Below are 12,305 nucleotides of genomic sequence, written 5' to 3'. Positions count from 1 at the left end.
GTCGGCCGCGGCCGCCCAGGCGGCCGGTGACGCCTCCCGAGCCGCCAAGGCCGCCGCGGCCGACTCGCTGGCCGCCGGTGCGAACGCCAACGCCGCTGCGGACGCCGCGGACGAGGCCAACGCCGCCGCCGACGCGGCCGGGGTCCACTCCAACGAGGCAGCACAGGCGGCGGCGGAGACCCGCCGGCACGCCGCCGAGGCCAACCGCGCGGCCAACGCGGCACAGTCTTTGGCCCAGGAGTCCGCGGACGCCGCCTACGCCGCGCGGGATGCGGCCAACGCCGCCGCCGATCACGCCAACAAGGCAGCCGACGCAGCCGAGGACGCGGCCAAGCACGCCGGGCAGGCGGCGGACGCGGCCAAGCAGGCCGACCGGCAGGCGGATGCCGCCAAGAAGTCCGCCGACACCGCCGCCCTGGCGGTGACGACCGGCAAGAAGGTCTTCGACATCGCCCGCAAAACCGAGGCCGAAGACCTCACCAGCCGTACCAACGCCGCCATCGAACGCGCCCGCAGCCGCAAGGACCAGGCCGACACTCTCACCTCCCAGACGGCCGCCGGGGTGCTGGAGGCACGCGGCCTGGACGACACCGCACAGGCCCTGGCCGCCGAAGCCGCCAAGCCCGACGCGGACACCACGGCACTGGCCGCCAAGGGACGCCGACTCGCCCTGCAGGCACTCAAGGACCTCGGCCCGATAACCCAGCAGGCGGCCACCCAGGCCCTGTCCGGCACCGACGCCGACGTCATCACCTACCTACGCACAGGCTGGCAGACCGCCAAGGCCCAGGAGACGCGCGAGAAGGTCTTCGAACTCACCACCGACAGCCCCTACCAGACGGTGCGCACCGCCGCCGCGGACGCGCTCAAGGGCAGCGACCAGCAGGTCGCCGACTTCTACACCAGCGGCCAGTACGCGGCGGCCAACGACGACCTGCGGGTGAAGGTCTCCCAGATCAACAACGCCGGCGGACCCGGCGTCAAGGAAGCCTCCAAGGCCGCCCTGGCCACCAACGACCCCAAGACACTGGCCGCCTTCATCGCCACCGGCCAGTACTCCGCCCGCAGCGACGACGAACGCGTCACCGCCTCCAAACTCGTCAACGACGGCGGCCCGGAGGTCAGGGCAGCCGCCAAGATCGCCCTGGCCGGCCCCGCCGACCAGCTCGAAGCCTTCCTCAACGTCGGCCAGTACATGGCCGACCGCAAGGACAAGCTCGCCGCCACCCACAACGCCCAGATGCAGCGCCTGATCGCCGAAGCCTCCGGCATCGCGGCCACGGCGCGCAAGAACAGCTGGCTCGCCGCCAAGGCTGCCGCCGACGCCCACCGGTCGTCCACAGACGCCCAGAAGGCAGCCAACCAGGCGGCCAACTCCGCCCACGAGGCCCAGGGCTACGCCCACGACGCTGACGTGGCCGCCACCAGCGCCGAGGACTCCGCCGCCCAGGCCCGCAAGTCCGTGGCCACCGCACGTGCCGCCGCCGACGCCGCCGACCGTGACGCCTCCGACGCCACCGAATCGGCCGCCCAGGCCGAGTTCAACGCCGACTACGCGCGGACCTCCGCGGCACAGGCCGATCAGTCGGCCGCCGACGCCCACGACTCCGCGACCGCGGCCGGCAAGAGCGCCAAGGAAGCCCAGGAACAGGCTTCACAGGCATGGCAGATCACAATGGACAAGCGCCGGGCCGAGGAAGCCGAAGCCCGACGCCAGGCCGAAGCGGCACGCAAGGCACAGGCCGAGGCCAAGAAGAAGACCAAGCACTGCCATTACATCCCCCGCCTCGGCTACTACCCGGACTGCGTCAAGGACGGCGGTGTCATGGATCCGCCGATCAACGTGGATCCGCAAGAGGCCGCCATGATCTACGGCGGACTGTGGACGCTCTCCGGTGGCAAGGACATCCAGGACTGCATCGAGAATCCCGCCCTCGGCAAATGCGCCTTCGCCGCCATGGTCGTCATCCCCGGCGTCGGCGAACTCAAGGCAGCCAAGAAGGTCGAAGAAGGCGTCGAAGGCGTCGCCGAGGCCTCCCGCGCCACAAAGGCAGCAGAGAGCTCAAAATACGAGGACATCACTAGACCCGGCGCTCGCATGCTGAACAAATCGACGGACGTCGGTCCCGTGGAATTCGGAAAGAACCTTGAGGCCAATGGGTGGACTCGCATAGACAAGGGCCCGAACATCATGTACGAGAAGGACGGGGCAAGGTATTTCCTTCGTGGGAAGGCCAACACGCACGAGGGGTGGACGGCGGACTACTACAATCCAGGGTCCAAGAAGGCCGACATCAAGATCAGGTTGGGTGAGGACTGATGGCAGAGGCGGATTCGATTGTGATCGATCGCGACGGCTACCTGGATGTTCGCTCCCGTGGCGCAGTCACCTTCGACCTTGACGCCAGGTTGCCCGACCAGGTCTTCAAGGAGGATGCGGGGGACTCGCTGTTCTGTGAGTTCGATGCGGTCCTCACTCCGGAGTTCTGGCCGGCGCTCTGCGCGATGGCCCGGTGGCATGGTGACAGGCGCGTCGAACTGCTGGTTCTTGAGCCGGATTGCGATGCGTTCTACCTTCCGGAGTATCGGATGTACCCGGCAGTGTCGTTGTCCGTCGAGGCTGACGTGGACGACTATTGGGCCGCGATCGGTTATGAGCCGGACGGCGACATCATGGGGTCGATCGCGATCTCGGCGAACGTCATCGCTGTGACCGGACCTTCCGGAAGATGGGGGTGCTGGGGTGAAAGGGACCCCGAGGTTGCAGTTTTCCGGGGTTTCCCGAACGCAGCTGCACGGAATGATTGGTGCGCGCAGTTCGGGCCCTTCCTGGAGGTGTCGGGCGCGTTGGAGAGTTATCTTCCGCTGACCTTCGCGGGTCGGACCGTCCCGGACGAGTACGCCGCAGCCCTGACCGCCAACTATGGACCTACAGGCGGTCAAGGCTCCTTGCCGGGTTCGACGATCTGACCCAGATGCCGAGAACCACACCGTAGAATTTCTCCGCACATTTGAAGCCCCGTCAGGTACGTCCTGGCGGGGATTCTGCATGGGTTGACGGCAGTAGTTGACGGCAACGTCAGCGGACGAGGGTGGTGGAAGGCGCTGGTTCGTCGCCACCGGCGCCGACTGCCTCAACGCTCGCCGAGATGTCGAGCGCCGCCGCACCGAGGGTGTCCATGGCCTGACGCTGGAGTCGGAGTCGTACGTGGGCGCAAACGCCGGCGGCGACGCCGAGGTGGTCGAGGTCGCCGCGCCAGATGGCGAAGGCGACAACGTTGGCGCGGTCGCGTGCACCAAGGGTGCGGTAGTTGTTGAGTGCCACCGAAGATGAGCATGGGCTTGCCACTCACGATGAGCATGGAGAGATGGGCGTTTCGGGCACTCATGGTGGGTTTGATCTTCATCGTGTCACTGAGCTCTTTCAGTGTGGCCACTGATCGGGTGACCGGCCGGCGTCCCGCAACGGACGAGGCTCCGATGCCGTTGAGAGAGGTGTTCGACGTCTCAACTCATCAGCGCAGGAGCCTCGTTGGTTCCCTATCCTGCCGCACTCGACCTGCCTCACGCCCCGGTCGAGTGGGTAACCATGCTCATCGTCACCCGTGAGGGTGACCGCCGCTGCAAGCTCCCGCCCCACCAGCGTGCTCTCGTCGCCCTGATCTACCTCCGCCGACACGACCCGCTCACGCAGATCGCCGCGGGCTTCGGCATATCCGTCGGCACCGCCCACGCCTACATCACCGCCATCGTCGGCCACCTCGCCCGCCGGGCGCCCGGCCTACTGCGGGTCCTGCGGGAGGCCGATCCCGATCACGTCCTGCTCGACGGAACGCTTGCCGAGTGCGACCGGGTCGGCGACAGCCGGGCCGACTTCTCCCAGAAGCACCGCCGCCACGGCGTGAACGTGCAGGTCATCGTCGATCCCGCGGGCAACCTGCTGTGGATCTCGCCCGCCCTGCCCGGCCGAACCCACGACCTGACCGCAGCCCGCACCCACCGCATCATCCGGATCTGCGAACGCCAAGGCGTGCCCGTCCTCGCCGACCGCGCCTACATCGGCGCCGGCTCCTGGGTGACCGCCCCAATCAGACGCCTTCCGCACCAGGACCTCACCGCGACCCAGCGAACGATCAACCGGGCCTTGTCGGCGGCACGAACACCCGTCGAACGAGGCGTCGCGCGACTGAAGTCCTGGCACATCTTCCGCAGAGCTCGCTGCAGTCCCAACCGGATGACCGCCATCGCCGCCGCCGTCCTCACCCTGGAGAGGCAACGCTGAAAGAGCTCACTGGGATGCTCACCGCGCCGAGCACGGTGGCGGGCAACGGCGCGTAGCGTGCCGTTCTGTTCAAGCCGGAGAAACCCGAATTCCTCGGCCCGGTTGGGGATGTGGCCACGAGAGCCCTCGACCTGTATACCTACGAATCGAACAAGGAGCACGTTGCCGAAACGAACCTCGAAGGCCACGGAACAGAACACTAACGGGCCTGGGGGAAATTGAGCTTCGGGCGTGCTGGGCTGGTGGGTGATCAGCGGGTGGTGTCGCGGACGAGGAGAGTTCGGTGCTCGTCCGGCGATGGGTGGCCCGCTGCATGGATCGGGTCGGAGACGAGTGAGGCGATCGCGAGATGGGTCTCGGCGTGGGTGTCGCGGCATCCGTGTGGCCGTCTCCATGTCCGCCAAGGCCGTAAACCGGTGGACAGCTCTCCGGCTCTGGGTGAGCATCACCGCGATGAACAACGAACCTCTCTCCGCCCCCAAACGCGTCCGTTTCGTCGAGCTCAGCGCAAAGGCACTGCGGGCGCTTGCCGACGGTGACCTCGCTGGCGGCAGCGCCGAGGCCGGGGTCGCCCTTGACGAACACTTCGTCGGTGAGCGAGCCCGCTGGATCTTCGGCTACCGCGCCGACCAACTCGCCAAGCACCCCTCTGCCGCGCCCTGGATCACGCGTGCCGCGGTGTCCGAACCGGACGGTGTCGTCGTTGGCGACGCCGGTTTCCACGGGCCGCCGGATGAGGCCGGCATGGTCGAGGTTGGCTATACCGTCGTGCCCGGGTACCGCCGCCAGGGCTATGCCCGCGCCATGCTGAGGGCGTTGCTCGTCAGGGCCGCGGCCGACCCCGACGTCAGGACCGTGCGCGCCAGGATCGGATCCGACAACACCGCCTCCCTGGCGTGCATCGAGGGCTTCGGCTTCACGCGCATCGGCGAGCAGGGGGACGGGCGCGACGGACTCACGATCATCTTCGAGGTCCCGGCAGACGCCATTCAGGCCGGGTAGCTTTACGGTCTCGGCGGACATGGTGATCGTCCCGGTCGGGCCGTGACATGAGAAGGGCCGCACGGGTTGGGTGAGTTGTGAAGCTGACCTGGGCCCGTACGGCCTGTTCCCATCCTGCCCTGTCCGGCGTCTCACGCGCACATTCCGGCGAGTTGTTCGCCGAACTGGCCACGGCATGGGAGGCTGGGCGGCAGTCCGCGCTCCGCGAGGCCCGGGGCGGGGAGCGTCGGAGGGCGGCGGGTGCCGGCAGAAAGCCCAAGCTGGTCTTCCTCGATCGGCTGCTGGTCACCCTGGTCCATCTGCGCCATCAGTTGCCGCATGTGGTGCTCGCCGAGGTCTTCGAGGTGGATCGCTCCACCGTCTCCGCGGCCATCCGCCAGGTCCGCCCGCTGCCGGCAGCCCGTGGTTGCGCTGTGCCCGACCGGTCCGGCCTGCGGCTGAAGACGCTGGAGGACGTCTTCGCCTATGCCGAGGCGGGGGGCGTTGAGCTGCGGCTCGACGGGGCCGAGACCCAGGTCCGCCGCCCGCAGGCCGACCGTCCTGGGCGCCGGGCGTTCGTCTCCGGCAAACGCAAGCAGAACACCATCAAGACCACCACGTTCAGCGACGGTCAAGGCCGCTTGCTGCTGTCCGGCTTGGTCCGCCCGGCCGGATGCACGACCAGACCGCCGTGCGGACCGAGGGCATTGCCGAGCAGTTCCGCACCCGTCCCGGTGTGAAGGCGAAGGTCGATTCCGGCTACCTCGGGCTGGCCAAAGAGTTCCCCGGCCAGGCCAGCGCCCCACCGATGAAGCCCAAGGACGAGGCGTGCGACGGTGACAAGCATGCCTGGCGCGAGACACGGCGACGGCAGTCCTCGGCAAGGATCTGTGTGGAGCACACCAACGCCGAACTCCGCCAATGGGCACCCCTGCGCCGTTTCACCGGACGCCGCGATACCTACGCCGAGACCCATCTCGCGATCGCCTCACTCGTCTCCGACCGATCCGCGCAGCGGGCCACCCGCCGCCGGACGAGCACCGAACTCGTCCTCGTCCGCGACACCGTCCGCTGATCACCCACCAGCCGAACCGCCAGGCCAGCACGCCCGAAGCTCAGTTTCCCCCCAGACCGTAAGCTCTACGCAGCCGGACAGCATGACGTGGAGAACACGGTCAGGACGTGGGGCCAGAGCCGCGGCAACGACATCAACAGCGAGTGGACGAAGCAATATGTCCACGTCGGCCAGCAGGACTACAACTACGGCCGTGACCGGGCGCTCGACGTTCTCCGAGCTGACCGGTGACGCTGAAGGATGACACTGCCCGAACGGAAAGAGCGCGATGAAGATCTTTGCAAGCCGCAGGCGGCGTCTGTTCGGCTGGTCCGTGGGTGGCATCCTGCTGACGTTGTACATCGTGGCGCAGACGCTCTACAGCACTGGCGTCTACGCGTCCTGGCGGGATCAGCAGTCCCTGGACTCGGCATGCGGCGGCACCCTTGCTCAGGGTGGCCTCGAAGATGCGCTGAATTCCTCGCATGTGCGTGCCAGGGCCGCCGGCGACTCAGAGTATCTGGCGGCCTGCCTGATCAACAGGCCCGACACAGGTCGGCATGGCGGCGCTCTCCAGCTCATGCTCCGCTGGAGCGATCAGTCGGCCACATCAGAGGCTCTCGCGCCGTTCAGCAGGAACACCAACGGACTCCAGGGGCAGGCGGCGCCGCTCGGCAACGGCTGGCCGGGCTTTGTACGGTACGACGGGTCAGCGCAAGTCGTGGTCGCCCTTGACTGCCAGAACTACAAGAACAGGGCCCTGGTGGCATACGGCGACCTCATCCAGTGGCCGGAGGACGCCAAGACGAGGGAGCCCGTGCTCACCGGGCTGGGCAGCGTGACGACAGGAACGGCACAGAAGGCGGCTGCCAAGTACGGGTGCCATGCGCAGGGCGGCACACAACTGACCCATGTCTCGCTCCCGTCCCCAAGTGGGAAGACGGCCCCTCAGCGGCTTACGCAGGCCCGAGGCTCCTGTGTCGCGCTCCGAGGACTCGCTGGCCAGGCGTCCGACGCCGGAACGCCCGACTTCGTCGAGTACCCCGCGGACGCACATACACCGCAGGTCAACTGCTACCTGTTCACCCTGGCTGGGAAGCCGGGTTACGGGCTGTACGCGTACTACGGTGTCGTCGCCAAGGACTTTGAGTCGGTCAATTTGGCTAACCGCAGCGACGACTACGCCTTGGCCACCGCCAGGTGCCCTCAGTCGGATCAGGAGGCGGTATTCGCGCTCTACCACCTCTACGACCGGGACACCGACGGCTACCCCGTCCGCCATTACTCGGCGTCGTTTGCCACATCCGCTTTGAGGGCATTTGCCGAGCACGAGGCAAAGCAGCGCGGCTGTACCGACGTGAGGATCATGTCCCGATCATGAGGCGTTGCCAGGCCCTCATGAGGAGCGACGTACTCGCAGACCAAGGGGTGCTGGTCAAACGCCTGCCTGACGTCCCGATGCCCGAGCCCGTCCCGCTGGACCCGCCGCCACCGTCGGTGAGGTGCTGCGTGGTGGCATACGGCGACCTCAAGTTTGTGCGCCGCCGGGGCCGGCCAGCGGTGTGCTCCGGGTGCGGGGTGCGGCCGGTGGCGTTCACCGTCCCTCGGGTGGATGTCTGTTTCGTCTGCCTGCCTGCGGGGCCGCTCGTTCCGCCGCCCTGTTCTGGTGTGCGGCCGCAGCGGATTCTTCTACCACCAGGGTCTGTGCACGGGCTGCCATCCGTTCTCGTCCGGGCGGCCCGTACCTGTGGTGTCGCCGCCTGGGGGCTTGCAACCGTGATCGCGCGTGCCGGATGTGTCCCGTCCCAGAAAACTGCGGGGAGGGGTGAGGCTACTCGCGGTGCCTATGGTCGAGTGGGACAGCGTGGGTGGTCGGTGTCCCACTCGACCATGGGCAGCGGGGATGTTCACCCACGGAGCCAGGCCAGCAGGCGCCGTGGAGTCGGTCTCGTTGTACTGGCTGCCCTGGTTCTGGAAGTCGGCTTGGCTGTCCTGGCTTGTTGGGCGAGTCGGTAGGCGTCGGCTTCGCGGATGAGTTCTTGAGAGCGGATCTGGTGCAACTCGAAGTGCATGCCGCTCGCTCCTACTGCTGGAGCTCCGTGACGTCGGCGACCACGCAGCTGATGTTGTCGGGGCCGCCGGAGGCGTTGGCGAGGGCGATGAGTTCGCGGACAGCATGCTCGGGGTCGCTGATCTCGGCGAGCACTCGGCGGATGTCTTGGGTCGGCACGACGGTCGACAGACCGTCGGAGCAGAGCAGGTATCGGTCTTCCCGCTGGGCGTCGTGAAGGCGCATGTCAGGGCTGGAGTCAGCTCCTGGGCCCAGGGCCCGGACCAACAGGGACCGCTGAGGGTGGGAGGCGGCCTCTTCCGGGTCGAGGCGTCCTTCGTCGACCATCGACTGGACCATGGTGTGGTCGTGGGTGATCTGGAACAGCTCTCCGTCACGCAGGAGGTAGACGCGGGAGTCGCCGATGTGGACGAGAGCCAGTTGCGACCCGGTCCAGAGCATCGCGGTGAGGGTCGTGCCGGTGCCTTCGGGTGAAGAGCTGCTCCCGGCGATGTTGTGGACGGCCTGCTTGGCCTGTTCGATGACGTCCTCGAGGACGTTGAGGAGGTTGCCGGCCGGGATGTTGTCGGTTTCGAGGTGCTTGAGCGCGTCGATGGCGGCTGCGCTGGCAGGGGCTCCTTCGCTGCCGCAGCCGTCGGCGACGGCGAGCAGCCGGGGTCCGGCGTAGGCGGTGTCCTGGTTGCTCCCGCGGACGAGTCCGGTGTCGGACAGAGCGGCGTAACGGATCCCCAGGGGCTTGGTGGTCGGGGACATGGCGGGCTCCTTCCGGGACAGGTGGTCGATGAGGAAGGTGGCCAGGTCCCGCCGTGCGGTGGTGTCGGCCTCGACCTGGGCCCAGAACGCGCGGACCTCCTGGGCTGCCGCGGCTGCACTCAGAGTGCGGACGTGTTGAATGCGGGCCAGGGGCATTCCCAGGCGGCGGAGCCAGGCGACCAGTCGGGCCTGGTCCAGCTGTTCCGGTGCGTAGAGGCGGTAGCCGGTCACCGGGTCAACGCGTGCAGGGGTCAGCAGCCCGAGCTCGTCGTAAAGACGCAGTGCCTTCGGCGACAGCCGGGACGCCTTCGCGAACGCCCCGATGGTCAGCAACCCCACGCTCGTTCCTCCTCATGCCGAGCGCGCTGCCCGGCCCCACTGATGCTGTGGGCTCCCCCAAGGGGAAGGTCAACCAAGGTTTCTGCTTGGCCCCGTCTGATGGTCTCCCACTCAGCTGGCCTGGGCTTGTCCGGCCTGGGCCTTGATGTGGGCGAGGCGGTTCGACTGCCACGTCCACCTGGCTTTCGACGCCGGACCGGACCCGGTCACCACGCTGACCGCCAGCGACGATGCGACGCTTCTCCTGGGCATGGCAGGCCGAGCCCGGCAACTGCTCGACGCTGGCATCACCACCTCCCGTGACCTGGGTGACCGTGGACGCCTGTCCGTCCGGCTCCGGGATGCGATCAGCGCTCCGGCCTCGAATTCTTCGAGCACTTGGGCGTTCCAAGGCACCGCATCATCGACATGGCTACCACCAATGCCGCCTCGGCACTCAGGCTGAGCGATCAGACCGGCCGCCTCGCCGCAGGGTGCCGCGCCGACATCCTGGTCGTCGACGGCGATCCTCTGGCCGGCCTGTATGCCCTGCGGGCCGTGCGTCTCGTGCTGGCTGGTGGCCGTTTCCCTATCCCGGACTCTGCAGCTCTGCCATGGGCCCAGCAGCGGCCCGCCTCGGCGGAGCAGACTGATTGCCGTGGATGAGGCGATGAGCCCGGCAGACCCGATGGAGAGCGCTGCCGCTTGAAGTGAACGAAGCCTGGTGGCTCCGTTCACTGGTCCGGGAACGGAAGGCCCCCGGCTGCGGATCACCGTCCGCCGCGAGGTCGTGCACTCCAAGTACTGGCCAGTCCGCTTTCGTAGGCGGCGATGACGAGTTGGGCCCGATCCCTGGCCCCCAGCTTTGTCAGCAGACGGCTGACGTGGGTCTTGACCGTATCCACGGTCAGATACAGCTCGGCTGCGATTTCGTTGTTGGACAGGCCACGTGCGATCAGCCCCAGCACGTCACGCTCGCGGCCGGTCACCCCGTCCAGGGCATGGGTGACCGGGCCTGTGTAGCCGGGGCGGCGGACGTAGGTCTCGATGAGCCTGCGGGTGACGCCGGGTGACAGCAACGACTCCCCGGTGGCGATCACCCGCACGGCGTCGATCAGGCGTGCGGGTGGAGTGTCCTTGAGGAGGAAGCCCGCGGCGCCTGCGCGGAGCGCTTCGAAGACGTACTCGTCCAGGTCGAAGGTGGTGAGCACCAGGACGTGGACCGGCACCGGAGACGGGCTGCCGAACAGCGCGCGGATGGCCTCGATGCCATTGAGCCCGGGCATCCGGATGTCCATCAGGGCTGCATCGGGGCGCAGTTCGCGGATCACCCTGACCGCCTCGGCCCCGTCGGCCGCTTCGCCGACGACCTGGAGATCGTTTTCCGACTCGAGCAGCACACGGAAGCCGGCACGCACCAGCGTCTCGTCGTCCACCACGACGACCCGCACCGTCATGCGTCCTCCAGATCGGCGCCCACAGGGAACTGGGCTGTCCGCTCGTCCGTGGCGTACGGCAGGCGGGCGGTGACCGAAAGCCGTGCGGCGAGAGCGGGCCCGCGTGAACCTCGCCGCCGTAGAGGGCGGCGCGTTCCTTCATGCCGGTCAGGCCGTGGCCCTCGGTGATCGGGGTGGACGTGCGGCCGACTCCGGCATCGACGACCGTGAAGGTGACCTCGCCCGGCGCGTAGGCGACCGTCGCCCGGGCGTGGCTGGTTCGGGCGTGCTTGACGACGTGGGTCAGGGCTTCCTGCACGATGCGGTAGGCGGCGCGGTCCAGACCTCGCGGCAGGGCGCGCGGGTGACCGCTGATCGTCAACTCGACCTCGACGCCGGCCCGTCGGATCTGCGCGAGGAGCGTGTTGAGGTCGTCCAGGCCGCCGGGCAGCCATTCGGCACCGTCGTCATCGCGCAGGACGCCCAGCAGTGAACGCAGTTCTCCCAGGGCGGCCCTGCTCGTCGTCTCGATCGCGGAGAGGCATTTCGCGGCCTCGTCAGGTCGGCTGCTGATGACGTGGTGGCCGACGCCCGCCTGGACCGCGACGATGCTCAGGCTGTGCGCGACGACGTCGTGCAAGTCCCTGGCGATGCGCATGCGTTCCTCGACGAGGAGGAGCTGTGCTCGCTCTTCGGCCTGCTCGACCAGGCCTCGGGTGTAGGCGCGGCCCCGTGTTCCAGTGGGTGGTCGAAGGCTCCGGCAGGGGCAGGGCGGCCATGAAGTGGGCGATGTCGGTGAAGTAGGCGAAGTCGCCGGTCGTGGTGAGGTCACGGAGCCGGTCGATGGTGGCGGCCAGGTCCTGGTGCTCACTGCGGACAGCGTGGTGGAAATCGAGGGCGAATTCCACGAACCGGTGGAGGAAGGGCAGACCTGCGTTCTCGATATCGGCGGGCAGGTGCTGGGCGCGGTCGGTGGCGCCATCGGTTCCGGCGTCCTTGATCAGGGCGACGACCTGGGCCAGGAGGGTGTTGGAGCGCTGGTCGAGGCCGTCGAGGAACTGGTGCGCGAGGGCGAGTTCGTCGTCGGCGCGGACCGGGTCGGTGAAGGAGACGGCGAGGGCCAGGCGGACCTGCATCATGGCGCGCTCACCGGCGGCGCCGTGTTGCTCGGCCTCCGCGCGGCCGGCTTTGAAGGCGGCGACGGCGGCAGCGGTGTCGGCGTGGGACCAATGGCGGGAGCACGCGTCCGCGTGTGGACGACGAACGGGGTGTGCTTGGCCAGCCGCGCCCGCGCTGCGGTTCCGCACCGAGCCGTCCTCGCCCGGCGCCCGGGGTGATGACCTGAACCCTCGCCGTGGCGCGCCCCTGCTGGGCCACGCGGTCGACCGGGCCGTCGTCGGGGCCGGCCAC

13 protein-coding genes and 1 pseudogene are annotated in these 12,305 nt (G+C 68.3%); 10 read left to right on the top strand and 4 right to left on the bottom strand.

Going from position 1 to position 12,305, the window contains the following annotated elements:
• Positions 1-2,320: ALF repeat-containing protein (locus ABT171_RS39580; RefSeq protein WP_351251497.1), on the top strand; the 2,320-nt coding region annotated here is incomplete at its 5' end.
• Positions 2,320-2,970, top strand: coding sequence for a hypothetical protein (locus tag ABT171_RS39575; RefSeq protein ID WP_351251495.1), 651 nt, complete (start codon positions 2,320-2,322; stop codon positions 2,968-2,970). The genes ABT171_RS39580 and ABT171_RS39575, both read left to right, overlap by 1 nt.
• Before the next feature lie 109 nt (positions 2,971-3,079).
• On the opposite strand, the gene ABT171_RS39570 is transcribed toward ABT171_RS39575, so the two are convergent.
• Positions 3,080-3,325: a hypothetical protein gene (locus ABT171_RS39570; protein ID WP_351251493.1), complete on the bottom strand. Its 246-nt coding sequence runs from the start codon at positions 3,323-3,325 to the stop codon at positions 3,080-3,082.
• 207 nt (positions 3,326-3,532) lie between these two features.
• On the opposite strand from ABT171_RS39570, the gene ABT171_RS39565 reads away from it, so the two are divergent.
• The 6 genes from ABT171_RS39565 (at position 3,533) to ABT171_RS39540 (ending at position 7,698) form a co-directional block, all read left to right on the top strand.
• Complete coding sequence (locus ABT171_RS39565; protein ID WP_351251491.1) at positions 3,533-4,282, top strand: transposase family protein; 750 nt, start codon at positions 3,533-3,535, stop codon at positions 4,280-4,282.
• Between the two features lie 438 nt (positions 4,283-4,720).
• Positions 4,721-5,284 (top strand): GNAT family N-acetyltransferase, encoded by a 564-nt coding sequence (locus tag ABT171_RS39560; RefSeq protein ID WP_351251489.1) that lies wholly within the window; start codon positions 4,721-4,723, stop codon positions 5,282-5,284.
• Positions 5,285-5,436: 152 nt separating this feature from the next.
• Positions 5,437-6,003: a helix-turn-helix domain-containing protein gene (locus tag ABT171_RS39555; protein ID WP_351251487.1), complete on the top strand. Its 567-nt coding sequence runs from the start codon at positions 5,437-5,439 to the stop codon at positions 6,001-6,003.
• On the top strand, positions 5,937-6,338 hold the full coding sequence (locus tag ABT171_RS39550; protein WP_351251485.1) for a transposase: 402 nt from the start codon (positions 5,937-5,939) through the stop codon (positions 6,336-6,338). Before ABT171_RS39555 ends, ABT171_RS39550 begins: the two co-directional genes overlap by 67 nt.
• Positions 6,339-6,425: 87 nt before the next feature.
• Positions 6,426-6,569 carry a hypothetical protein gene (locus ABT171_RS39545; protein WP_351251483.1) on the top strand — a complete coding sequence of 48 codons (144 nt, stop codon included), beginning with the start codon at positions 6,426-6,428 and terminating at the stop codon, positions 6,567-6,569.
• A 37-nt stretch (positions 6,570-6,606) separates the two neighbouring features.
• A complete protein-coding gene (locus ABT171_RS39540; protein WP_351251481.1) occupies positions 6,607-7,698 on the top strand; it encodes a hypothetical protein in 1,092 nt (363 codons plus the stop codon).
• 702 nt (positions 7,699-8,400) lie between these two features.
• Here the strand turns inward: ABT171_RS39540 and ABT171_RS39535 are convergent.
• On the bottom strand, positions 8,401-9,480 hold the full coding sequence (locus ABT171_RS39535) for a MerR family transcriptional regulator (RefSeq protein ID WP_351251480.1): 1,080 nt from the start codon (positions 9,478-9,480) through the stop codon (positions 8,401-8,403).
• A gap of 378 nt (positions 9,481-9,858) precedes the next feature.
• Between ABT171_RS39535 and ABT171_RS39530 the strand changes: the two genes are divergently transcribed.
• Positions 9,859-10,125, top strand: a complete 267-nt coding sequence (locus tag ABT171_RS39530) for an amidohydrolase family protein (protein ID WP_351251478.1) — start codon at positions 9,859-9,861, stop codon at positions 10,123-10,125.
• A 104-nt stretch (positions 10,126-10,229) separates the two neighbouring features.
• On the opposite strand, the gene ABT171_RS39525 is transcribed toward ABT171_RS39530, so the two are convergent.
• On the bottom strand, positions 10,230-10,916 hold the full coding sequence (locus ABT171_RS39525; RefSeq protein WP_351251476.1) for a response regulator: 687 nt from the start codon (positions 10,914-10,916) through the stop codon (positions 10,230-10,232).
• Between the two features lie 157 nt (positions 10,917-11,073).
• Positions 11,074-11,553, bottom strand: a pseudogene (locus ABT171_RS39520) (sensor histidine kinase); the annotation flags it as partial.
• Positions 11,554-11,677: 124 nt separating this feature from the next.
• Here ABT171_RS39520 and ABT171_RS39515 point away from each other — a divergent pair.
• Positions 11,678-12,232, top strand: a complete 555-nt coding sequence (locus ABT171_RS39515; RefSeq protein WP_351251474.1) for a hypothetical protein — start codon at positions 11,678-11,680, stop codon at positions 12,230-12,232.
• The last annotated feature ends 73 nt before the right edge of the window (positions 12,233-12,305 follow it).

Source organism: Streptomyces sp. NPDC001851, assembly GCF_040297165.1.
Classification (GTDB): Bacteria; Actinomycetota; Actinomycetes; order Streptomycetales; family Streptomycetaceae; genus Streptomyces.
The sequence above is the reverse complement of the archived record's forward strand: the minus strand, read 5'-3'. Positions and strand labels throughout refer to the sequence as shown.

Bases quoted from the DNA above. Each gene is read 5' to 3' on its own strand.
- ABT171_RS39550 (WP_351251485.1), top strand. From the start codon at position 5,937: ATGCACGACCAGACCGCCGTGCGGACCGAGGGCATTGCCGAGCAGTTC.
- ABT171_RS39540 (WP_351251481.1), top strand. From the start codon at position 6,607: ATGAAGATCTTTGCAAGCCGCAGGCGGCGTCTGTTCGGCTGGTCCGTG.
- ABT171_RS39575 (WP_351251495.1), top strand. From the start codon at position 2,320: ATGGCAGAGGCGGATTCGATTGTGATCGATCGCGACGGCTACCTGGAT.
- ABT171_RS39525 (WP_351251476.1), bottom strand. From the start codon at position 10,916: ATGACGGTGCGGGTCGTCGTGGTGGACGACGAGACGCTGGTGCGTGCC.